Raw genomic sequence first — 22097 nt, 5'->3', positions numbered from 1 at the left:
CATGACCCCCCGCCTCCGCCTCGGCCTCATCGCCGGCTTCGCCACCCTGGTCATCGACCAGGCCTCCAAGCTGTGGCTGCTGTACGTGTTCGACCTGCCCAACCGCGGCACCGTCAAGATCACCCCGTTCTTCGACCTCTACCTCGCCTGGAACATCGGCATCAGCTTCGGCTGGCTGCAGAGTGAGAGCACGCTGGCGCAATATGGACTGATGGCGGTGAAGGCCGTCGCGGTGATCGCCCTCGCCATCTGGATGGCGCGTGCGGAAAGCAAGCTGGCGACGGCGTCGCTCGGCCTGATCATCGGCGGCGCCATCGGCAACGGCATCGACCGGCTGGCCTATGGCGCGGTGGTCGATTTCGCGTTGTTCCACATCCAGATCGGCGGCACGGTTTACAACTGGTACATCTTCAACATGGCCGACGTGGCGATCGTTGCCGGGGTGGCGGGCCTGCTATATGACTCCTTCTTCGGGGCCCCCGCCGCAAAAGCGCCCTGATCCGGGTCGATACCGGCCGGTGCCGATCCTGGGTCAAGAGCCTGATGATCTTCACGTTTTCGAGATCGGCGCGATGCCTGGACGGCCCCCGTCGAATCGAGGATCGCAATCGGTGGGTCGCGGCCGGTTCGTCGGAGCACGAGCACTGGACAAGCGAGGACAGGGAAAGCCATGCGCAAGACCGAAGTCAGCGGCCGGATCATGACCCACGCGGCCATTCGCGTCCTGCGGCTGTCCGCCGTTGCGCTCGGCATTGGCCTCGTCATGGCCGCCGGCGCCGCCCGTGCCCAGGACGACGAGGAAGACGACAAGACCTTCGAAGAGAAGATCATCGACAATCTGATGCGCGGTCTCGGCGGCACCAACATGGAGACGCCCTCCATCGAATACCGCGAGCGGTCGCCCCTGGTGGTGCCGCCCAAGCTCGATCTGCCGCCGCCCGCCGCCGCGGCGCAGGCGACCGCGCCAAACTGGCCGAAGGACCCCGACGAGCAGCAACGCCGGGCCGCGGCCGCCGCGCGCAAGAAGGAAAACAGGGATCCGGTCAATGCGGCCCGTCCGCTGACCCCGGCCGAGATGAAGATGGGGCGGACGGCCGCCGCCAAGCCGACTGAGCCGATTCAGCCCGGCGTGGCCAACAACCCGATGATGAGCCCGTCGCAGCTCGGCTTCAAAGGCGGCCTGTTCGGCATGTTCAAGGGCAGCGACAGCGAAACCAAGCCGTTCACCAGCGAGCCGCAGCGCGAGAGCCTGACCCAGCCGCCGCCGGGCTATCAGACGCCGTCGCCGAGCTATGCCTATGGCACCGGCAAGCAGGAGCCGATCGGCGGCAAGCAGCTGGACATCATGACCGGCAAGGAACGGTGACGGCGGCAGCCGTTCGCCCGGAGATGCCGGCTTCGCTGGCGTTAGCGAAATTTAATGTCTCGCGGCGGCACGATGTCGCCGTTTTGTGACGTCGGGCGCCGTCCGGCGCGATGTAGCATGCTGCGCTCAAACCCGATCGCCCCGCCCCGCGGGCCTTCAGAAGGATCATGATGTCCTCGCACCGGTTCATTCCCGTCGCCGCCGCGCTCGTCTCCCTCATCGCGTTCACGGCGGGCGCTTCGGCGCAAACGACGTTCGCCTCCGAGCCCCCCGCCAGCTTCACCCTCCCCAACGGCCTGCAGGTCGTCGTGATCCAGGATCACCGCACGCCGGTGGTGACGCAGATGATCTGGTACAAGGTCGGCTCCGCCGACGAGACGCCCGGCAAGTCGGGCCTGGCGCACTTCCTCGAACATCTGATGTTCAAGGGCACCGAGAAGCATCCCGCCGGCGAGTTCTCCAAGACGGTGCTGAAGATCGGCGGCAATGAGAACGCCTTCACCTCGGTCGACTACACCGGCTATTTCCAGCGCGTGCCGCGCGATCAATTGCCGAAGATGATGGAGTTCGAGGCCGACCGCATGACCGGCCTCGTGCTGAAGGACGAGAACGTGCTGCCCGAGCGCGACGTGGTGCTCGAAGAGTACAACATGCGCGTCGCCAACTCGCCGGAAGCCCGTCTCAACGAGCAGATCATGGCGGCGCTGTACGTCAACCACCCCTATGGCCGCCCGGTGATCGGCTGGCGGCCGGAGATCGAGAAGCTCGGCCGTGAGGATGCGCTGGCGTTCTATCGCCGCTTCTACGCGCCCAACAATGCCATCCTGGTGATCGCCGGCGACACCGACGCCAAGGAAGTGCGCCCGCTCGTGGAGCAGACCTTCGCCAAGATTCCCGCGCAACCCGACATCCCCGCGCGCCGGTTGCGGCCGCAGGAGCCCGAGCCGGTGGCGCCGCGCACGGTCACGCTGGCCGACCCGCATGTCGAGCAGCCCTCGATGCGCCGCTTCTATCTGGTGCCCTCGGCCACCACCGCGGCCCCCGGGCAGTCGGCCGCGCTGGATGTGTTGGCGCAACTGATGGGTAGCGGCAGCAACTCCTATCTCTACCGTGCGCTCGTCGTCGACAAGCCGCTCGCGGTCAACGCCAGCGCGTCCTATCAGGGCACGTCGCTCGATCCGAGCCAGTTCTCGATCGCGGTCGCGCCGCGTCCGGGCGTCGATTTCGCCCAGGTCGAGGCTGTCGTCGACAGCGTCATCGCCGAGATCGCGCAGAACCCGGTGCGCGCGGAGGATCTCGAGCGCGTCAAGACGCAGCTCATCGCCGAGGCGATCTACGCCAATGACAACCAGGCCACCATGGCACGCTGGTATGGCGGCGGCCTCACCACCGGATTGAGCATCGAGGACATCCGGAGCTGGCCCGACCGCATCCGTGCCGTCACCGCCGAGCAGGTGCGCGCCGCCGCGCAGACCTGGCTGCAGAAGAAGCGCTCGGTCACCGGCTATCTGATCAAGGACAATGCGGCCAAGCGCGAGGAGAAGCGGTCGTGATGAACACAATGACCTTCGCCCGCCGCTTCGCCTGCGTTCTCGCCGTCGGCGCCGCCGCGCTCACGATCGTTCCCGCCGCCCACGCGGCGACCAAGATCCAGCACCTGGTGTCGCCCGGCGGCATCGAAGCCTGGTTCGTACAGGACGCCACCGTGCCGCTGATCGCGATGGAATATGCGTTCCAGGGCGGCGCCTCGCAGGACCCCGCCGGCAAGCCCGGCGTCGGCAATCTCGTGGCCGACCTGCTCGACGAAGGCTCCGGCGATCTCGACTCCAAGACCTTCCACGAGCGGCTCGACCGCCGCGCCATCGAGCTGAGCTTCCAGATCTCGCGCGATCAATTCCGCGGCTCGCTGCGCATGCTGCGCGACAACAAGGACGAGGCGTTCGAGCTGCTGCGCACCGCGCTGACCTCGCCGCATTTCGACAGCGCCGACGTCGAGCGCATCCGCTCGCAGGTGATCTCCGGCCTGCGCCGCGAGACCACCAATCCGAGCTCGCTGGCGGGCCGCAAGTTCCTCGAGCTTGCCTTCCCCAACCACCCCTACGGCCGTCCGGCCAACGGCACGCTGGACAGCGTGCCGACGATCACCGTCGACGATCTCAAGGCCTATGTCGGCCGCGTGCTCGCCAAGGACACGCTGAAGGTCGCGGTTGTCGGCGACGTCGACCCGGCCACGCTCGGCAAGCTCCTCGATCAGACCTTCGGCAACCTGCCGGCCAAGGCCACCTTGACGCCGGTGCCCGACGTCGTCGCCACCATGCCGCCGCAGCGCGCGCTCGTGCCGCTCGACGTGCCGCAGACCGTGATCACCTTCGGCGGTCCCGGCATCCGCCGCCACGACCCGAACTTCATGGCGGCCTATGTGGTCAACCACATCCTCGGCGGCGGCGGCCTGTCGTCGCGGCTCTACAAGGAGGTGCGCGAGAAGCGCGGCCTCGCCTACTCCGTCTACGACGCGCTGCTGTGGATGGATCATTCGGCGCTGTTCATCGGCAACACCGCCACCCGCTTCGACCGCGCCGGCGAGACCATCGCGGCCGTCGAGCAGGAGATCCGCCGCATGGCCGAGGAAGGCCCGACCCAGCAGGAGCTCGACGAGGCCAAGTCCTACATCAACGGCTCGCAGATGCTGGCGCTCGACACCTCCTCCAAGCTGGCGCAGGCGATGCTGCAATATCAGCTCGACAAGATGCCGATCGACTACATCGAGAAGCGCAGCGAGATCGTCAACGCCGTCACCCTGGACGACGCGAAGAAGGCGGCGAAGCAGCTCTGGAGCCAGGGCCTGCTCACGGCCGTCGTCGGCCGCACCCCGCAGGCCGCCGCCGAACCGGCCCAGGCGCCGGCCACGGCCCCGGTGACCAAGACGAACTGAGCGGGGCGCGGAGCTTCTCTCCTACGAGCACGTTGTTAGTTGCTCGGCATGCCCGGGCTTGTCCCGGGCATCTACGTCGTTCCGAGGACGCTGGGCCACGTGGATAGCCGGGCCTTCGCCGCGCCCAAGCGGCTTCGGCCGCGCAGGCGGGACAAGCCCGGCCATGACGAACGATCGTGGCCAACCACCGCTGGCGCCACAAAAACAGTGTCGTCCCGGCCTTGAGCCGGGACCCATACCCCCAGGGCGATGTTTGAGGCAGCTTGGTCATTGGCATCTGCCGCCCCACCTCGGCTGCGGCGAATGGGTCCCGAGTCGGCGCCGTCAGCCAGGCTTCGCGTCGCTGACGGCTTGCCCGGGACGAGCGCGGGAGGACCGCGCGTTGATTTCCGATAAAAATAATACTCTTGCTATTTTTCGGAATTCATGATTTGATCCGCCCATCCCGCCTCACTGCGGAGGGGCGTTGCGCGCGATCGTCACGACACGCGAGGCGGGGAGCGGCGGCCGCGAGAGATCGCAGCGTCTTCTCACGAGGACGCGGACGAACGATGTCTTGCGGACGTGAAGTCGCAGCGTCCTGATACCCCGATGCTGGTATCACGCGCTGATGCGCAAGCATCATGCGCAATGGTGGCCAACACGCCCGGCGCACCAGGGAGACTGCGTATAAGCGTGAAGACCATCGCGCGGGGAATGCCGGGATGCCTCGGCTGAACCTGTGGTACCTGCCGCCTGCATTTTTTTCGCAGGCGGGCCATGGGTGCGGCCAGCGCCCGGCATTCCCCGCGCCCTCTGCATGCTCGCGAGGGACGAACTGATCGCAGACCTCGGGCATCAGATGCCGCGAGAACGCGCTGACATGTCGTCGCCTGCGGCCGCTGTTTGAACCGTGAATCCGCCTCGCACACCGCTGTCGTCCCGGACAAGCTGCGACGCGCGCCAGCGCGGCGCGGATCCGGCACCCATACGCCGCAGCCGACGTGAGGCGGGAGGTGTCAGCGGCCAGCCTGCCCCAAACTGCTCCCTGGGGTTATGGATCCCGGCGTTCGCCGCGATGACAGTGGAGATTCTGGCGGCGGTCTCGGGCCGCCAACCGCGCCTCGCCATGACGCCCCGCGCACACCTCCCCTAAACCCGCTATGGTGGGCGCGAAAACCTCGATTCCACTGGTGCCCCATGCTGCGGATCTCCCGCGACCTCGCCATCAACGAAGACGACATCGAGATCTCGTTCGTCCGCGCCTCCGGCCCCGGCGGCCAGAACGTCAACAAGCTGTCGACCTCGGCGCAGCTGCGCTTCGACACGACCCGGATCACCCTGCCCGAGGACGCCGCCGCACGGCTGGCGCGGCTCGCTGGACAGCGCATGACCAAGAACGGCGTCATCGTCATCCAGGCCGAACGCTTCCGCACCCAGGAGCGCAACAAGGCCGATGCGATCGAGCGTCTCGTCACGCTGTTGAAGGAGGCGATGATCCGGCCGAAGGTGCGGCGCCCGACCAAGCCGACCTTCGGCTCCAAGCAGCGCCGGCTCGAAGGCAAGAAGATCCGCAGCGACGTCAAGGCGGGACGCGGTGGGCGCCGCTTCGACGATTAGTCCGCAACGCTGACATATCCTGCGGCTGGACGAGTCCTGCGCACGCTTTGTTCCGGCCGAAACAGCCCGCTACTACCACGGCGCTCTCGCTGCGACCTAGTCTCATCAAAAATGATGAGAGAGGATCGATGTCGGGACGGCGTACGGCGCAAGAGCTGCTGCTTGTTTTAGGACTAGGATGGTGCGGCGCAGTCCTGAGCACCACGATCGCATCGGCGCAGATGGCCTTGCCGTCGCCCAAGCCTGCCGACGGCGCGACCTTGTTCAAGCAGCAATGCGGCGTCTGCCATACGCTGAGCAGCGCCGAGCCGATGCGCCAGGGGCCGCCGCTGTCGAAGGTCGTCGGCCGCCGCGCCGGCTCCGTCGAAGGCTTCCGCTATTCGGCCGGCTTCGCGAAAGCTGATTTCACCTGGGACGAGACCAAGCTCGATGCCTGGCTGACCAACCCGCAAGAGCTGATCCCCGGCGCCGTGATGGCGTATCGCCAGGCCAAGCCCGACGTGCGCGCCGCGATCATCAACTACCTGAAGGACAATTGAGATGGCCAAACCCGTTCATTCCATGATCCGCGTGCTCGACGAGGCCAAGGCGCTCGACTTCTACAAGCGCGCCTTCGGCTTGGAGATCGCCGACAATCTGCGCTTCGACGGCTTCGCGCTGATCTATCTGCGCCATCCGTCGTCGCCCTTCGAGGTCGAGCTCACCGTCAACTACGACCGCAAGGAGCCGTATACGCTCGGTGACGGCTACGGCCATCTCGCTGTCGTGGTCGACGATCTCGATGCCGAGCATGCCCGTTTCGAGCGCGAGAACCTGGCACCAGGCCCGTTGCGCGATTTCAAGCACAATGGTGCGACACTCGCGCGCTTCTTCTTCGTCACCGATCCCGACGGCTACAAGATCGAGGTCATCCAGCGCGGCGGCCGCTTCGGATGAGCCGCTGACCACGAAAATACACCAAACAAAAACCCAACGGAGGATACCCATGAGAGAAGTCGATCGCCGCAACAAATACGACCGCCGCGTCTTTCTCAAGGGCGCGGCCTCGACCGTGCCGGCCGCAGCCGTGGCTTCCGCGACCGGCCTCGGCATTGCCGATGCCTGGGCGGAGGATGCCAAGGCGCTGACGCCGGCGACGCTGAAGACGCTGGTGAAGGTCGCGCGCGACATCTATCCGCACGACTTCCTCGCCGACCGCTACTACATCACCGCGGTCAAGCCGTGGGACGGCAAGGCCGCGGAGGATGCCGCCGTGAAGGCAATGATCAATGACGGCGTCGCCCGGCTCGACCAGGACGCGCGTGACCGCCACAAGGTGCCTTACGCCCAGGTGCCGTGGGAGGCCGACCGCGTCGCGCTGCTCCAGGGCATCGAGCAGACGACCTTCTTCAAGACGCTCCGCGGCGACCTCGTGGTGTCGCTCTACAATCAGAAGGAGCTCTGGCCGAAGTTCGGCTACGAGGGCTCCTCCGCCGAGCATGGCGGCTACATCAACCGTGGCTTCTCCGACATCGACTGGCTGCCGAAAGCCTGACGCCGGCGAACAACAGAAAACACGGAGGAAACCACCATGGCAAAATTCGACCAGAACGATTCAAGCGTCGTCGTCATCATCGGCTCGGGAGCCGGCGGCGGCACCCTCGGCAACGAGCTCGCGCAGAAGGGCATCAAGGTCGTCATTCTCGAGGCGGGCAATCGCTACGAGATTCCCGACTTCATCAACGACGAGTGGGAGAGCTTCACCCAGCTCGCCTGGACCGACATGCGCACGACATCCGGGACCTGGCGCGTGGCGAAGGACTTCGCCAACCTGCCGGCCTGGATCGTCAAGGCGGTCGGCGGCTCGACCGTGCACTGGGCGGGCGCCTCGCTGCGCTTCGACGAGCACGAGTTCAAGGCCCGCACCACCTATGGCGGCGTGCCCGGCACGAGCCTGTTGGACTGGCCGGTGACCTTGGCCGAAATGGAGCCGTGGTACGCCAAGGCCGAGTTCAAGATGGGCGTCACCCGCACCAACGACATTCCGGGCCTACCCGGCAACAACAATTTCAAGGTGCTCGAAGCCGGCGCCCGGAAGATCGGCTACAAGACCGTGCACACCGGCAACATGGCGATCAACTCGCAGCCGCGCGACGGCCGCGGCGCCTGCCAGCAGATCGGCTTCTGCTTCCAGGGCTGCAAGTCTGGTGCGAAATGGTCGACCCTGTACACCGAGATCCCGAAGGGCGAGGCCACCGGCAATCTCGAGGTGCGGCCCAACAGCATGGCGATCAAAATCGAGCATGACGCCTCGGGCAAGGTCACCGGCGTGGTCTATGCCGACAGCCAGGGCAAGATGCAGTTGCAGAAGGCCCGTATCGTCGCCGTCGCCGGCAACTCGATCGAGAGCCCGCGGCTTCTGCTCAACAGCGCCTCGAACATGTTCCCGGATGGACTTGCCAACTCCTCCGGCCAGGTGGGGCGCAACTACATGCGGCACATGACCGGCAGCGTCTATGCGACGTTCGAGAACCCGGTGCACATGTATCGCGGGACCACCATGGCCGGCATCGTCCGCGACGAGGCGGCGTTCAATCCGAAGCGCGGCTTCGTCGGCGGCTACGAGATGGAGACGCTCTCGCTCGGCCTGCCGTTCATGGCCGCGTTCCTCAATCCCGGCGCCTGGGGCCGCAGCTTCACGGCGGCGATGGAGACCTATCCGCGCATGGCCGGCATGTGGCTGGTCGGCGAGGACATGCCGCAGGAGACCAACCGCATCACGCTCGATCCTGTCGCCAAGGACAAGTTCGGCATGCCGGTCGCCTCAGTGCATTTCGACGATCATCCCAACGACGTCGCGATGCGCGCCCACGCCTACAAGCAGGGCTCGGCGATCTACGAGGCGGTCGGCGCAACCGTGACCTACCCGACCACGCCCTACCCCTCGACGCACAATCTCGGCACCAACCGGATGAGCGAGAAGGCCAAGGACGGCGTCGTCAACAAGTTTGGCCAGACCCACGACGTCAAGAACCTGTTCGTCTCAGACGGCAGCCAGTTCACTACGGGGGCTGCGTGCAATCCGACACTCACCATCGTGGCGCTGGCGATCCGCCAGGCGGACTACATTGCTGGCGCGATGCAGAAGAAGGAGATTTGATTACGATCGGTATGGTGACGCAAAACTCTTGCGGCGATCTCGGTCAGCGCCTCCCCCGCTTGCGGGGGAGGTCGTATCGCATCGAAGATGCGATACGGGTGGGGGAACGCTCAGGAAAGACCGCCGATGTGGCGCCCCCACCCCGCCCTCCCCCGCAAGCGGGGGAGGGAGACGAGAGACCGCCCGAGTGGCTACTCGGCCGCGTCCATGATCGCCGCCGCGGTAAATTCCGGCAGCGTCGCAGTCGCCTTTGCCCGATAGATCAGACAGGAGCAGCGCAGCAGCGACGCAAAATTCTTCACCTCGCCGTGATGGTCGAGCACCTCGGCGTACAGCGTGGTCACGAACTTGGCGAGGCTCATGCCTTCCTTGGCGGCGATCTCCTCGAGCGTGTCCCAGAACGCCATTTCGAGCCGGATCGACGTGCTATGGCCGCCGATCCGCAACGAGCGGGTCTGCGACTCATAATCGCGCTGAGGCTGGTGTGCGAACAGATGGCACATGGGCTTCCTCCGGCTGATCGTTATTTTTGCGAAACGATATACTGGCCCCGCCCGCCTCACAATCCCGTTGGAGAAGGTTGCTTTTCTCTGCCGCAGCGCATGAAAAAAGCTATTCTCGCCGAGATTTGCAGCGTGACCGCCGCAGCGCCGCGCGCCTTCAATATCCAAGCCAGCCAGCTTTCAAGTTCGTTCGCACCATGCCCGTCCGCCAGCTTCCCGAACAGATCGTCAACCGCATCGCCGCCGGCGAGGTGGTCGAGCGGCCGGCGAGCGTCGTCAAGGAGCTGGTCGAGAACGCGATCGATGCCGGCGCGAGCCGCATCGACATCTTCACCGACGGTGGCGGCCGGCGAAAGATCGCGATCACCGACGACGGTGGCGGCATGACGGCGGCCGATCTTGCGCTCGCGGTCGAGCGCCACGCGACATCGAAGCTCGACGACGAGGACCTGCTGCAGATCCGCACCCTCGGGTTCCGCGGCGAGGCGCTGCCCTCGATCGGCTCGGTGGCGCGGCTGTCGATCACGACGCGGCACAAGAGCGAGCCGCATGCCTGGGCGCTCGCGGTCGATTGCGGCGACAAATCGCCGATCGTGCCGGCCGCGCTGAACCAGGGCACCCGCGTCGAGGTCGCCGATCTCTTCCACGCCACGCCGGCCCGGCTGAAGTTCCTCAAGACCGACCGCACCGAGGCCGAGGCGATCCGCGAGGTGGTGCGGCGGCTGGCGATGGCGCGGCCCGATATCGCCTTCACGCTGGCCGGCGAGGAGCGCGCGCCGGTGACCTGGGCGGCCGCGCTGCCCGGCGCGCCGGGCCAGCTGACGCGGCTCGGCGACATCCTCGGCGCCGACTTCCGCAGCCATGCGATCGCCGTGCGCAGCGAGCGCGATCATGTCTTGGTCGAAGGCTTCGCCGCGGCACCGGCGCTGACGCGCGCCAATGCGCTTGGGCAGTATCTGTTCGTCAACGGCCGCCCGGTGCGCGACAAGCTGATCCTCGGCGCCGTGCGCGCAGCCTACGCCGACTATCTGCCGCGCGACCGCCATCCTGTCGTGGCGCTGTTCGTCACACTCGATCCGCGCGAGGTCGACGCCAACGTGCATCCGGCCAAGACCGAGGTGCGCTTCCGCAATGCCGGCCTGGTGCGCGCGCTGATCATCCATGCGTTGAAAGAAGGTCTCGCCCGCGAAGGCCGCCGCACCGCGGCCAATGACGGCGGCGCGACCATCGCCGCGTTCCGCCCGGCCTTCGCGCCGCCGCGGCCCAACGTCGGTCCGATGAATTGGGACTGGCAGCGCTCGCCGTCGGCGCCGGCGATGCCGCATTTCGGCGGCTCCGTCCCTGCGGCGGCGCCCTCACCAGATCTCGGGTCGTTCGGGGTTGCGGAATCCTCTCAAGCGGCCTTCGACGTCGGCACGCCCCGCGCCGATCTTCGGCTGCACGAGCAGCCGGCCGCGCCCGATCTGCTCGACCGTCCGCTCGGCGCTGCGCGCACCCAGATCCACGACACCTACATCGTGGCGCAGACCCGCGACGGCCTCGTCATCGTCGACCAGCACGCCGCCCATGAGCGCATCGTCTATGAGCGGCTCAAGGCCTCGCTCGCGGCGCATGGTGTGCAGCGGCAGATCCTGCTGATCCCGGACATCGTCGAGCTCGATGAAGCCACCGTCGAGACGCTGCTCGCGCGGACTGATGAGCTTGCCTCATTCGGCCTCGTGATCGAATCGTTCGGTCCCGGCGCGGTCGCGGTGCGCGAGACGCCGTCGCTGCTCGGCAAGATCAATGCGGCGGGGCTGCTGCGCGATCTCGCCGAGCACATGGAGGAATGGGGCGAGGCGCTGCCGCTGGAGCGCCGCCTGATGCACGTCGCCGCTACCATGGCCTGCCACGGCTCGGTGCGCGCCGGCCGCCGCCTCAAGCCGGAAGAGATGAATGCGCTGCTGCGCGAGATGGAGGACACGCCCAACTCCGGCCAGTGCAATCACGGCCGCCCGACCTATGTCGAGCTCAAGCTCGCCGATGTCGAGAAGCTGTTCGGGAGGAGATAGCGCCGACGACTTCCGCAACGAGCCATTCGCAAGGATCAAGAGCCACGCAAGAACACGAACTCGGTGTCGTCATAGGCGCGGCGCTCGAGCTCTTCGAACCCCTCGGGCGCCTTGAACGCGGCGGCCTTGGACTCTTCCACCACGAGCAGCGCCGATGGCACCAGCCAGCCGCCGTCGCGCAACGAGGCCAACGCCTTCTCGGCCAGGCCCTTGCCATAGGGCGGATCGAGAAACACCAGCGAGAACGGCTCGACCGGGCGCGCCGGACCGAGATTGGTGGCATCGCGGCGGTAGACCTTGGTGACACCGCCGAGGCCGAGCGCCTCGACATTGTTGCGCAGCAGCGCCCTTGCCTCGGCGCCGTTGTCGACGAACAGCGTGAACGCCGCGCCGCGCGAGGTCGCCTCGATGCCGAGCGCACCGGTGCCGGCAAACAGATCGAGGACGCGTGCGCCCTCGATCGGATCCTCGTAGGCGTGCACGAGGATGTTGAACAGCGCCTCGCGCAGCCGGTCCTGCGTCGGCCGTATGTCGCGCGAGGAGGGCGAGGCGATGTTGCGGCCCTTCAGCCGTCCACCGACGACACGCATCGCACCACCCTACTCGTCCTGCGGCGTGATATCGCGCTTGCCGTGATAGCCGCGCTTCGGCCGCCGCGGCGGCCCGGGAAAGCGCGCCTCGGCCTCGTGGCGCTCGCGTGCCTCCTCGCTGCCTGTGCGCTGAACCAGCACGCGCCGGCCCTTGCGGTCGGCAACCACCTCGCGCTTCGGCTTGGGCTTCGGATCCGGCAACGGCTCGCGATTACCCTTGCCGGCCGGACCGAGATCGGCGCCCGACTGCGCGATGACCTTCTCGCCGAGCTGCTCGCGCAGCACCCGCGTCTTGACCTCCTGCACCTCGCCCTCGGGCAGCTCCAGGAGCTGGAACGGACCGTAGGAGACGCGGATCAGGCGGTTCACCTCGAGGCCGAGATGGGCGAGCACGTTGCGCACCTCGCGGTTCTTCCCTTCGCGGATCGCAACGACCAGCCAGACATTGGCGCCCTGGTCGCGCTCCAGCGTCGCTTCGATCGGGCCGTACTTCACGCCGTCGACCTCGACGCCTGCAGCGAGCTGGTCGAGCTGCGCCTGCGTAATCTCGCCATGGGCGCGGACACGATAGCGGCGTGTCCAGCCGGTGTCCGGCAGTTCGAGCACGCGCGCCAGCCCGCCGTCATTGGTGAGCAGCAGCAGCCCCTCGGTATTGAAATCGAGCCGGCCGATCGAGATCAGGCGCGGCAGCCCTTCCGGCAGATTGTCGAACACGGTCGGGCGCCCCTCGGGGTCGCTGTGCGTCGTCATCAGCCCGCGCGGCTTGTGGTACAAAAACAGCCGTGTGCGCTCACGCTCCGGCAACGGCGCGCCGTCGACCTGGATCACGTCGTTCTCGGTGACGTCGAGCGCCGGTGAGTTGATGATGCGGCCGTTCACGGTGACGCGGCCCTGCGTCACCATCTCCTCGGCATCACGGCGCGAGGCTAGGCCGGCACGCGCCAGCACCTTGGCGATGCGCTCGCCAGCCTTGCCGGGCTTCGGCGCCTCGTCGGGCACGACGCGCTTGGTACGCTTGTCGGTCTCGGGCTTGCGCTCGCGATACGGACCGCGGCCGCCGAACGCCGGGCGCTTGGCGAAGACCCGGCTCTCGTCCTCATTGTCGCGGCGCGGCCGGTCGGCGAAATCACCACCCCGACCTTCGCCACGCGGATGCTCCTGCCACTCGCTGCGGCCTTCGGGGCGTTGACGCGGGCGATCGAACTTGCGGTCGTCGCCGCGATCGCGCGGCCGGTCGAATTTCGGACGGTCGGATGTGGGCCGGTCGAACTTGGGACGGTCCCCCCGTGGCCGATCGGAGGCGGAACGGTCGAACTTCGGACGATCGAAGCTGCGCGCACCATCGCGGGGCGGGCGGGCGCTGCGCTCCGGACGATCGCCGCCCTCACGCTTCTGCCACGGCTTGGACTCGCCGCGGGCCGGACGGTCGCCGAATTCCTTGCGCGGACCGCGCGGGCCGGCGCCGAATTTGCGCTCGCCGCGATCACCGTCGGCGCCGCGGGAAAATGTCTTCTCGCCGCCAAACTTCCGCTCCGGCCGATCGCCACGCGGCGGCCGGTCACCGAAGCTGCGCTCGGTGCGCGGACGGTCGCCGCGATCGCGGGCGCCCCCGCTGCGCGGCGTATAGGGGCGCTTCTCACCGTCACGCTCGCGTGGCGCGTAGGGCTTGCGTTCGCCGAACTTGCGCTCGGAGGATCGCGTCGCCGGACGGGCCTCGTCGCGATCGGCGCGCGGCGTGTAGGGACGCTTGCTGCCGCCACCCGCGTCACGGTCGAATTTCGGCCGGTCGCCGCGCGGCTTGAAGGCGCGCTTCTCGCCGTTCTCACCCCGCGGCGGACGCGCGGCAAACGGACGGTCGCCGCGCGGACGCTCATCGCGGTTAAAGCGCGGCTTTTCGCCAAAGGATTTGCGCGGCGCATCGCCGTCGTCGCGGCGGCGCGGTGCACGGCCCTCGTCGAACGAGCGCTTGCCCTTGGCCCCCGCCGCCTTGTCGCCGAAGCCGCGTTTGGCGAACTTCTTCTCCGGGCCCCGCGCGGCGCCCGAGCGTCCCTTAGTCCCTTCGGAACGCCCCCGCGGGGCGCCGCCGCGGCGGCCGCGGGAATCGTTGTCTTTGTCGGTGTCGCGGGGCATGAAAGTCTCACTTTGAGGTGCGGGACGTCGCGTGGTACGCGCGCTCTGAGCAGCGCCTGTCACGCGGGAAATCGAGGTCCGGTTTTGCTGAAGGGCGATGCAGTACCAGACTTATCCGGGCATTACGAGCCATGAACGCTCCTTCTTTCATGGATCTGGCGTTGAAAGCGGCCGAATCGGCCGCAATTTCCGGCGAGGTGCCGATCGGCTGCGTCGTGGTGCGGGACAATGTGGTCATCGCCACCGCCGCCAACCGCACTCTGACCGACCGCGACCCCACCGCCCATGCCGAGGTCCTGGCGCTGCGCCAGGCCGCGCAGGCGATCGGCAGCGAGCGGCTGGTCGATTGCGACCTCTACGTCACGCTGGAACCGTGCACGATGTGCGCCGGCGCCATCTCCTTCGCCCGCATCCGCCGGCTGTATTATGGGGCCGCCGATCCCAAGGGCGGCGCCGTCGAATCCGGCGTCCGCTTCTTCGCCTCACCGACCTGTCACCACGCGCCGGAGGTCTATTCGGCCGTCGGCGAGCAGCAGGCGTCCCAGATGCTGAAGGAGTTCTTCAAGGCGCGGCGCTGACGAGACCTCGCCCCGGCCGCATCATTCGCGAAAGCGGATGTGGATGGGAAGGCCGCTGACCCCGCTCATGAACGGCGACTCGACCCGGCGCACCCGTCCGGCGAGCGCGATATGCGACGTACGACGGAGCAGCTCCGCGAACATCGCGCGCATCTGCATCCGCGCCAGCTGCAGCCCCATGCAGACATGCGGGCCGCGGCCGAAGGCGATATGCGGATTCGGACTGCGATCGATCCGGAACGTGCCGGCGTCGTCGAACATGGCTTCGTCGCGGTTGCCGGAATGGAAGAACAAGGCCAGCGCCTCGCCCTCGCGAATGACCTGGCCGGCGACCTCGGTGTCGCCGACTGCCGTCCGCATGAAATGGCGCACCGGCGTGGTCCAGCGCAGCATCTCCTCGATCGCCGGATCGAGCAGCTCCGGCTCGGCGCGCAACCGCTCGAGCTGGCCCGGGTCCGCGAGCAGCGCCTCGAGCCCGCCGGCCAAAGCGAGCGAGGTGGTGTCGTGGCCGGCCGTAACCAGCAGGATGAAATAGGAGATCAGCTCGTAATGCGGCATTGCGGCGCCATGCGGCGCGCTCTCCGCGATGAGGCTGGCGAGATCGTCGCGCGGGCTGGCGCGGCGGTCGGCGACCACGGCTTCGAAGTAGTCGCGCAGCGCCAGCATGGCCATGCGCATGGTGTCGCCGGGCGCCTCGGCAAAACGCCGCTGCGGATCCTCGGCGGCCACGAACGCCTGGGCGAGCCGGGCAAGCCGTGCGTCATCGGCTTCGGGCGTGCCCAGCATGCGACCGATGACGCGGAAGGTGAAAGGCAGCGCGACGTCGCGTGCGAAATCGCAAGCATCACCACGCGCAGCAACCCGGTCGAGGATCTCGGCGGCCCATTGCGTCAGCCAGCTCTCCATCGCGCGCAGAGCCGGCGGCGCGAAGGCGCCCTGGATGACCGCGCGATAGGCAGCGTGATCCGGGGCATCCATCTCGGTGAGGCTGCGGACGGCCTGCGGCTTGCCGGTGACCCGCTGCAGCACGGCCTCCGAGGCTTCGCTGGCAAGATAGGTGCGGGGTCCCGCAGCGAAATCCCTGCTCCGCGTCTCGATCGCGACGATGTCGGCGTAGCGCGTGACGGCCCAGAACGGACGCACGCCCGGGCGCTCGACCCAGTGCAGCGGCGCGTGCTGGCGCAACAGTGCGCAGGCCCGTTCAAGCCGCAAGGGGCTGGCGTGACCTTTCGAGGAGATCAGCACATCCACCGCGCGCGCGATCGCGGCAGCGTGTCGACCGGGCTTGGACGAGAGCAACGGAGCTGCGGACATCAGTGCGACGGATCGCCGTCCGAGACGGCCGGCTCGGGTCTGCGGCGCACCAGCAGGGTGAACTCCTTCATGCCGTAACCGCCGATGACCTCGACCGGCGCGGCAAACTCGCGCTCACAATGGGCCGCCCAGATCTCCGGCGTGGTCCAGTACAGCCGCGCCGTCGCGGCATCGGAGGCCTCGTCGTCGTCACCGTGGGCCCGCATGAAGTTGACGCCGAAGCCGCGGCGGCTGGTGGCGAACATCTGCCGCAACAGGCACTTGATGTAACTCTCCCAGGCCTGGCGCGGATAGCCGACATTGACGTTCATGATGCCGGACGCGACCGAGTAGTCGGCGATGCGCGGGCTCTCCGCGGCAACGACGAAACGCCGCTGCGGGCCGGCAAAGCGCCGACGGGCGCGGCTGATCATGGCGCGCGACAGATCGATGCCGAGATAGTCGATCTCGCAGGTCGGATAGCGCGCGGCCAGAAACGGCACCAGCGCGCCATAGCCGCAGCCGATGTCGTTGAGGCTGAACGGCGCCGACCCATCGCACAGCTTCATCAGCTGCACGAAGCGCAGGCCCTGCGTCGCCTCGCATGACCAGTCGACGCCCCGCGGCGTCGCGCCATGACGCGCGACGCATGCGGTGTAGTAGGCATCGACGTCGGAGCAAATGGCCTGAATAGAAGGAGCCTTTTGTCCGGCGCCGTCGCCTGCGGTCAGGCTCATTTTTTGCCGCGCTTCTGAACACGCCTGGTGCGAGCAACTTCGGCCAGGTTCTGACGCGCCTCTCGTCCGGGAGTGGTCGGTATCGAAACGATCACATGCGTTTCGAGCGAGAACACGACCGGACGGCCTTGCGTAACCGTCACCCGAGGATCGTCCGCTGCCGAATGGCAGACAATTGAAACAGGAAGCGGCTTCTCGGATTCCAGGTCGTCCTTGAACGCCCGGATGACACGGTCGTGACCATTCACGCCATCAAGATCGGAGGGATAGGTCCTGAGGTGTTCCAAGAAACGGTACCACCGGCGACGCTCAGTCCAATCCTGCGGCACGATCCCCAGCAAAGCGAACGATTGCTGCAAGCCATGCAGCAGTGAAAAAACTCCAAACTCGCGCTGCAGCTCGACCATTTCCGGCAAAGCTTCAGCCTCGAAACGCCTGTTCAACTGCACAAGAATATCGAGCGTAGTACTGTCTTTAATCATCATCCCCATGTGCCCAGCCTCCTAATAATGCTTCATGGAAAGCGGGCATACTGCACGGGTCATCTAGTACCTTCAAGAGAGGATCGGCACGCTATCAACATGGGTTTGTAGACCTCGGCACCCGAGACTTCCAGCAGGCGCTCGGCGTCGAGCAGCGATCCGACAGCTTCTGCGTCGTTCCGAAAATCGGAGTCGGACGAACTGATCAAACATCGCAGCAGCACCGCGTGGAGTTCACCGATCCTATCCGTCCTGCGTCGGGCGATGACGCTGGCTTCCTCAGCAACGTCGAGTGCACTACGGAGGTCTCCTGCGCGATAAAGGACGTCAGCCAGATCGCTCATCATGCGCGCTTCGAACTCGAGACCTGCCCTGGCGCGCCTCGAGTACTCGATCGCTTCCCTGAGATCATACGCGGCGTGAGTGAAATCGCCTGCAGCCGCCCGAGCAAGACCAGCCCCTGCCAACGCCTGCACCCGAATGTACGGCATGCCCGACGCTTCAGCGATCTGAAGCAGCTCGGCCGAGTGCAGAGCTGCGGCCTCAGCACGACCTTGCCATCGAGCAAATTCAACAGCGGCAAAGTGCGGGATAAAACGGACCACCGGAGCCAACTGTTCGGGAGGGGTATTCAACAATTCGAAAAGCTGAATTTCGAGCTCAGCGAAACAGCCGAGCTGGACCAGGATTCGCGTCCTGAGGCACTTGATCCAATATTCAACATCGAATCCCAGGATCTGATTTGGCGTCAGCCCCAGAGTCACACTACTGTCAAAACCACCTTGGTTAGCGATCGTCGCCTGCGCCGTGTTCGCCGCTGCTAGCGCGTCTCGTGCTCTCCCCGACAGCAGAAGCGCCTGCGCCAGCATGGCGTTGACGGTCGCATAGCGGCCGACATCGCCCTCCTCCGAGGTCAGCTTGACCGCATTCTGCACGAGGTTGACGTAGTCGTCGGCTGCGCCGGTCGAGGCGAGGACGCGGCCGTAAGCGCCGAGCAGGATCGGCTCGTGCATCTTGTCCGAGGAGCGCGCATAGCGCAGCGCCTCCTCGGCGAAAGGCCTCACCTCCTCGGCCGAGATGCCCTCCCGCCATCCGCAATTGAGGATCTGGCCGCTGGCAAGCGCCCTGAGGCGATCGACGTGCTCGGATGGCGGCACCGTCTGCAGCATGGAGCGGATCTTTTTCCAAAGCCGCAGTGCCTCGGCCGTATTGGTGCGGCCGATCCAGCGCGCCGCGCGCTGCAGATGCTCGACGGCCTGCATGGTCTGGCCGGCGAATTCGTAGTGCGAGGCGATCAGGGCGGCGAACTCGTCCTGCGTGCCCCAATCCAGCGCCTCGATCGCCTTGGCCACGGCCACGTGCACGCCGCTCAGGCGCGAGCGCAGCTGCATGGCATAGGCCACCTCCTGGATCAGCGGATGGCGGAAGGCGAGCACGCCCATGTCGAACGGCGGCAGATCATAGAGAAGATCGGCATGCCTCAGTTGTGCGAGCGCGTCGAACAGGTCCGCCTCGCTGAGCCCCACGACAGGCTTGAGCACGGCGAGCGCGACCGAGCGGCCGATCACAGCCGCTGTTTCCAGGACGCTCTTGGCGGTCTCGCTCAGACGGTCGATGCGGGCCGCTACCACGGCATGCACCGTCGGCGGCAGCGGAATCGGGCCGATCCCGCCCTTCAGCCGATAGGCGCCGCGCTCACCCTCGAACCCGCCGCTCTCGGAGACCGCGCTCGCCAGCTCCTCGAGGAAGAAGGGATTGCCCTGCGCGCGCTCGATGATGTCGCCGACCAGCGCCTCGAGCGATGCGTCGTCGCCGAAGACGCCGCGCAGCAGTTTGCGCGCCTCGGCGGATGCGAGCGGCACGATGTGCAGCTCGTGAAACGGAGCCCGCTGCATGAAGGACGCGGCAAAACCAGGCCTGTAGTTCACGACCAGCAGCGTCTTGGTGCCGATCGAGGCCTCCGCGAGCGCCTCGACGAACTCCTCGCTGGCCTCGTCGAGCCAATGCAGGTCCTCGATCATGATCACCACGGCGCCATCCGCCGGCGCCGAGCGGAACAACGTCTTGAACACGTTGAGGAGACGCGTCTTGAACACGCCCGGATCGAGCCGAAGCGCAGGACGAGACGGATCGGCAAGGCTCATGAAGTCCAGCAGCAGCACCAGCGCCGTATCGGGAATGCCGAGGGCCTCGAGTCTGTCGACCACGCGCTGTCGCGACACCTCGACGGGCTCCTTCGCCCGGATGCCGAAGAAGTCGCGCAACAATTCGAGCACCGGCTGGAACGGGGTGGCGCGGCCATGTGCCAGCACGCGCGCCTCGTAGACGCGAATGCCCTGGCGGCGACAGTGCTCGGCGAACTCGAAGCACAGCCGGCTCTTGCCGATGCCGGCCTCGCCGACGATGCCGACCACAGCGCCACGCGCCGCCAGGACGTCGTCGAGCTCGCGTTCGAGCACCGCAAGCTGAGCGTTGCGCCCGATCAGCGGCAACAGGCGTTGGCCGCTGCGGAAGACGTCGCTCGCCGGCGCGTTCAGGCGGCCGATCAGCTTGTAGATCGACACCGGCGAGGCAATGCCGCGCAGCGTGCGGGTGCCGAGCGGCTCGGCTTCGACGAACTGCCTGGCGCCGGTGTAGGTCTCCTTGCTGATGAGGATGGTCCCTGGCTCGGCCATGTGCTCCAGACGATTGGCCAGATGCACGTTGGCGCCGGCCGCATCGTAGGTCTGGTACATGCTGTTCTCGACGACCTGGACGATCACCTCGCCGGTGTGCAGTCCGACGCGGACCTGCAGATGCGGATCCGCCAGGCGGGCGATCGAGTCCTGCATCGCGAGCGCACCGAGGCAGCCACGCACGGCGTGATCCTCGTGCGGCACCGGCGCGCCGAACAGGGCCATGACGCCGTCGCCCTGTGTCTTGTTGACGACGCCGTCATAGCGGTGGACGGCCTCTTTCATGAGGTTGAGGACCGGATCGAGCCGTTGCATCGCGAGTTCGGGATCGCCGAGACTATCGATCAGCTGGGTCGAGTCACGAATGTCGGCAAACAGGATGGTGAGTCGCTTGCGCTCACCGCCCTTGCTGCTCAGGGTCCGTAGCACCCGCTGGGCGTTCTGATCCGGCTGAGCCAGCCGGCCCGGCAACGGCGCGCCGCATTGGCCGCAGAAGCGATTCGACGGGCTGTTGGTCTGGTTGCACGCCTCACATCTGAGGCTGAGCGGCTCGCCGCACCGGTCGCACGAGGCTCTCCCGGGCTGATTCTGCCTGCCGCACCGCGCGCATTCCATGGCCCCTCCGTTCCACGGCGGAACTGATTCATCCCATCACGGCATGAGTCTATGGAACTGCCACAATTCTCGCGGGAAAAATAGCCTTGCGGGGCCGAGTGCGGCGATCACGATGCTCAGCCCCGGCCGCTTTCCTGCGCCACCGCCTGCCAGGCAATGTCGCGCCGGCAGAAGCCGTCAGCCCATTTGATGCGGTCGACGGCCTGATAGGCCCGCGCCTGAGCCTCGGCGACGCTCTTTCCCGACGCGCAGACATTGAGGACGCGCCCACCATTGGCGAGAATGGCGCCGTCCTTCGCCACCGTGCCGGCGTGGAAGATCTCCACGCCCTCGATCCTCGCGGCATCGTCGAGTCCCTCGATGACACCACCCTTCGCGTAGTCGCCGGGATAGCCCTTCGCGGCCATGACCACGGTGACGGCGGCGTCGGGAAACCAGCGCAGGTCGAAATTCTTCAACTGCCCATCGCAGGCGGCCAGCATGGCGGGCACGAGATCCGACATCATCCGCAGCATCAGCACCTGACATTCCGGATCGCCGAAGCGCACGTTGTATTCGAACAGCTTCGGCCCCTGAGCCGTCAGCATCAGGCCGGCATAGAGAATGCCCTTGAAGGGTGTGCCCCGGGCGCTCATCCCGGCAATGGTCGGCTGAATGATCTGATTCATGATCTCGTCATGAATCTCCTGCGTCACGAACGGCGTCGGCGAATACGCTCCCATGCCGCCGGTGTTCGGTCCCTGGTCGTGATCGAACACCCGCTTGTGGTCCTGGGCAGACGCCAGCGGTATCGCGGTCTCACCGTCGCACAGCGCGAAGAACGACACCTCCCGCCCTTCGAGAAACTCCTCGATGACGACCTCGGCGCCAGCGACGCCAAAGCCGCCCTCGAACATCATCTTGATGGCGTCCTCGGCCTCGGCAACCGTCTTGGCCACGACGACACCCTTGCCGGCCGCGAGCCCGTCCGCCTTGACGACGATCGGCGCCCCGTGCTCGCGGACATAAGCGAGCGCCTCGGGGGCATTGTCGAAGCGGCAGTAGGCGCCGGTCGGGATGTCGTATTCGGCGCAGAGATCCTTGGTGTATCCCTTGGAGCCCTCGAGCTTGGCGGCGAGCCTGGATGGGCCGAACGCCTTGATGCCGGCAGCCTCGAGATCATCGATGATGCCGGCGGCGAGCGGCGTCTCGGGGCCGACCACCACCAGATCCACCTTGTTCGCCCGGCAGAAGGCGATCACCGCCGCATGATCGGCGACGTCGAGCGCGACACATTCGGCCTCCTTGGCGATCCCGGCATTGCCGGGTGCGCACCACAGCTTGGTGAGCAGCGGCGAGCCGGCAATCTTCCAGGCGAGCGCGTGCTCACGGCCGCCGGAACCAAGGAGCAGAATGTTCATCGTCGAT

General features: G+C 66.8%; 19 protein-coding genes. 11 read left to right on the top strand and 8 right to left on the bottom strand.

The features are described from left to right. Position 1: 1 nt before the first annotated feature. From lspA to QW861_RS25625, 9 genes are all read left to right on the top strand, one after another. Entirely contained in the window at positions 2-499 is a 498-nt protein-coding gene (gene lspA, locus QW861_RS25665; RefSeq protein WP_315713617.1) for a signal peptidase II, read from the top strand. Between the two features lie 201 nt (positions 500-700). Further along, positions 701-1366 carry a hypothetical protein gene (locus QW861_RS25660; RefSeq protein WP_315713662.1) on the top strand — a complete coding sequence of 222 codons (666 nt, stop codon included), beginning with the start codon at positions 701-703 and terminating at the stop codon, positions 1364-1366. Positions 1367-1533: 167 nt separating this feature from the next. Beyond that, positions 1534-2919, top strand: coding sequence for a pitrilysin family protein (locus QW861_RS25655; RefSeq protein WP_315754473.1), 1386 nt, complete (start codon positions 1534-1536; stop codon positions 2917-2919). Further along, positions 2919-4298 carry a pitrilysin family protein gene (locus tag QW861_RS25650; protein WP_315754475.1) on the top strand — a complete coding sequence of 460 codons (1380 nt, stop codon included), beginning with the start codon at positions 2919-2921 and terminating at the stop codon, positions 4296-4298. The genes QW861_RS25655 and QW861_RS25650 overlap by 1 nt, the downstream gene beginning before the upstream one ends. 1179 nt (positions 4299-5477) lie before the next feature. Then, positions 5478-5897, top strand: coding sequence for an alternative ribosome rescue aminoacyl-tRNA hydrolase ArfB (arfB, locus tag QW861_RS25645; protein ID WP_315716703.1), 420 nt, complete (start codon positions 5478-5480; stop codon positions 5895-5897). Between the two features lie 221 nt (positions 5898-6118). After that, entirely contained in the window at positions 6119-6436 is a 318-nt protein-coding gene (locus tag QW861_RS25640) for a c-type cytochrome (RefSeq protein WP_315716717.1), read from the top strand. A gap of 1 nt (position 6437) precedes the next feature. After that, positions 6438-6833: a VOC family protein gene (locus QW861_RS25635; RefSeq protein ID WP_315753454.1), complete on the top strand. Its 396-nt coding sequence runs from the start codon at positions 6438-6440 to the stop codon at positions 6831-6833. A 49-nt stretch (positions 6834-6882) separates the two neighbouring features. Next, entirely contained in the window at positions 6883-7431 is a 549-nt protein-coding gene (locus QW861_RS25630; protein WP_315716701.1) for a gluconate 2-dehydrogenase subunit 3 family protein, read from the top strand. Positions 7432-7467: 36 nt separating this feature from the next. Further along, positions 7468-9036 (top strand): GMC family oxidoreductase, encoded by a 1569-nt coding sequence (locus tag QW861_RS25625; protein ID WP_315753452.1) that lies wholly within the window; start codon positions 7468-7470, stop codon positions 9034-9036. 191 nt (positions 9037-9227) lie between these two features. On the opposite strand, the gene QW861_RS25620 is transcribed toward QW861_RS25625, so the two are convergent. Beyond that, a complete protein-coding gene (locus QW861_RS25620) occupies positions 9228-9539 on the bottom strand; it encodes a ribbon-helix-helix domain-containing protein (RefSeq protein ID WP_315716699.1) in 312 nt (103 codons plus the stop codon). Positions 9540-9736: 197 nt separating this feature from the next. Between QW861_RS25620 and mutL the strand changes: the two genes are divergently transcribed. After that, on the top strand, positions 9737-11590 hold the full coding sequence (gene mutL / locus QW861_RS25615; protein WP_315753450.1) for a DNA mismatch repair endonuclease MutL: 1854 nt from the start codon (positions 9737-9739) through the stop codon (positions 11588-11590). Between the two features lie 35 nt (positions 11591-11625). On the opposite strand, the gene rsmD is transcribed toward mutL, so the two are convergent. Together rsmD and QW861_RS25605 are read right to left on the bottom strand one after the other, a co-directional pair. Further along, the gene (rsmD, locus tag QW861_RS25610) at positions 11626-12180 is read right to left on the bottom strand and encodes a 16S rRNA (guanine(966)-N(2))-methyltransferase RsmD (protein ID WP_315753448.1); all 555 of its coding nucleotides are present in this window, start codon (positions 12178-12180) and stop codon (positions 11626-11628) included. Positions 12181-12189: 9 nt separating this feature from the next. Beyond that, on the bottom strand, positions 12190-14310 hold the full coding sequence (locus tag QW861_RS25605; RefSeq protein ID WP_315753446.1) for a pseudouridine synthase: 2121 nt from the start codon (positions 14308-14310) through the stop codon (positions 12190-12192). A 131-nt stretch (positions 14311-14441) separates the two neighbouring features. Between QW861_RS25605 and QW861_RS25600 the strand changes: the two genes are divergently transcribed. Further along, on the top strand, positions 14442-14888 hold the full coding sequence (locus QW861_RS25600) for a nucleoside deaminase (RefSeq protein ID WP_315753444.1): 447 nt from the start codon (positions 14442-14444) through the stop codon (positions 14886-14888). 21 nt (positions 14889-14909) lie between these two features. Here QW861_RS25600 and QW861_RS25595 read toward each other — a convergent pair whose 3' ends face one another. From QW861_RS25595 to purD, 5 genes are all read right to left on the bottom strand, one after another. Beyond that, positions 14910-16202 carry a cytochrome P450 gene (locus QW861_RS25595; RefSeq protein ID WP_315753442.1) on the bottom strand — a complete coding sequence of 431 codons (1293 nt, stop codon included), beginning with the start codon at positions 16200-16202 and terminating at the stop codon, positions 14910-14912. Continuing rightward, positions 16202-16918, bottom strand: a complete 717-nt coding sequence (locus QW861_RS25590; RefSeq protein WP_315753440.1) for a class I SAM-dependent methyltransferase — start codon at positions 16916-16918, stop codon at positions 16202-16204. The genes QW861_RS25595 and QW861_RS25590 overlap by 1 nt, the downstream gene beginning before the upstream one ends. Next, on the bottom strand, positions 16915-17409 hold the full coding sequence (locus QW861_RS25585; RefSeq protein WP_315753438.1) for a hypothetical protein: 495 nt from the start codon (positions 17407-17409) through the stop codon (positions 16915-16917). Before QW861_RS25585 ends, QW861_RS25590 begins: the two co-directional genes overlap by 4 nt. Positions 17410-17459: 50 nt before the next feature. Continuing rightward, positions 17460-20690, bottom strand: coding sequence for an AAA family ATPase (locus tag QW861_RS25580; RefSeq protein ID WP_316193632.1), 3231 nt, complete (start codon positions 20688-20690; stop codon positions 17460-17462). A 116-nt stretch (positions 20691-20806) separates the two neighbouring features. Then, positions 20807-22090, bottom strand: a complete 1284-nt coding sequence (gene purD / locus QW861_RS25575; RefSeq protein WP_316193631.1) for a phosphoribosylamine--glycine ligase — start codon at positions 22088-22090, stop codon at positions 20807-20809. Positions 22091-22097 lie beyond the last annotated feature (7 nt).

Source organism: Bradyrhizobium sp. SZCCHNRI1029, assembly GCF_032487555.1.
Taxonomy (GTDB): Bacteria; Pseudomonadota; Alphaproteobacteria; order Rhizobiales; family Xanthobacteraceae; genus Bradyrhizobium.
Note: the sequence above shows the minus strand (reverse complement) of the source record. Positions and strands in the feature narration are given on the sequence as shown.

Bases quoted from the DNA above. Each gene is read 5' to 3' on its own strand.
- purD (WP_316193631.1), bottom strand. From the start codon at position 22,090: ATGAACATTCTGCTCCTTGGTTCCGGCGGCCGTGAGCACGCGCTCGCC.
- QW861_RS25635 (WP_315753454.1), top strand. From the start codon at position 6,438: ATGGCCAAACCCGTTCATTCCATGATCCGCGTGCTCGACGAGGCCAAG.
- QW861_RS25595 (WP_315753442.1), bottom strand. From the start codon at position 16,202: ATGTCCGCAGCTCCGTTGCTCTCGTCCAAGCCCGGTCGACACGCTGCC.
- lspA (WP_315713617.1), top strand. From the start codon at position 2: ATGACCCCCCGCCTCCGCCTCGGCCTCATCGCCGGCTTCGCCACCCTG.
- QW861_RS25585 (WP_315753438.1), bottom strand. From the start codon at position 17,409: ATGGGGATGATGATTAAAGACAGTACTACGCTCGATATTCTTGTGCAG.
- QW861_RS25620 (WP_315716699.1), bottom strand. From the start codon at position 9,539: ATGTGCCATCTGTTCGCACACCAGCCTCAGCGCGATTATGAGTCGCAG.
- mutL (WP_315753450.1), top strand. From the start codon at position 9,737: ATGCCCGTCCGCCAGCTTCCCGAACAGATCGTCAACCGCATCGCCGCC.
- QW861_RS25630 (WP_315716701.1), top strand. From the start codon at position 6,883: ATGAGAGAAGTCGATCGCCGCAACAAATACGACCGCCGCGTCTTTCTC.
- QW861_RS25655 (WP_315754473.1), top strand. From the start codon at position 1,534: ATGATGTCCTCGCACCGGTTCATTCCCGTCGCCGCCGCGCTCGTCTCC.
- QW861_RS25600 (WP_315753444.1), top strand. From the start codon at position 14,442: ATGAACGCTCCTTCTTTCATGGATCTGGCGTTGAAAGCGGCCGAATCG.
- QW861_RS25650 (WP_315754475.1), top strand. From the start codon at position 2,919: ATGAACACAATGACCTTCGCCCGCCGCTTCGCCTGCGTTCTCGCCGTC.
- QW861_RS25625 (WP_315753452.1), top strand. From the start codon at position 7,468: ATGGCAAAATTCGACCAGAACGATTCAAGCGTCGTCGTCATCATCGGC.
- QW861_RS25640 (WP_315716717.1), top strand. From the start codon at position 6,119: ATGGCCTTGCCGTCGCCCAAGCCTGCCGACGGCGCGACCTTGTTCAAG.
- QW861_RS25660 (WP_315713662.1), top strand. From the start codon at position 701: ATGACCCACGCGGCCATTCGCGTCCTGCGGCTGTCCGCCGTTGCGCTC.
- QW861_RS25605 (WP_315753446.1), bottom strand. From the start codon at position 14,310: ATGCCCCGCGACACCGACAAAGACAACGATTCCCGCGGCCGCCGCGGC.
- rsmD (WP_315753448.1), bottom strand. From the start codon at position 12,180: ATGCGTGTCGTCGGTGGACGGCTGAAGGGCCGCAACATCGCCTCGCCC.
- QW861_RS25590 (WP_315753440.1), bottom strand. From the start codon at position 16,918: ATGAGCCTGACCGCAGGCGACGGCGCCGGACAAAAGGCTCCTTCTATT.
- arfB (WP_315716703.1), top strand. From the start codon at position 5,478: ATGCTGCGGATCTCCCGCGACCTCGCCATCAACGAAGACGACATCGAG.
- QW861_RS25580 (WP_316193632.1), bottom strand. From the start codon at position 20,690: ATGGAATGCGCGCGGTGCGGCAGGCAGAATCAGCCCGGGAGAGCCTCG.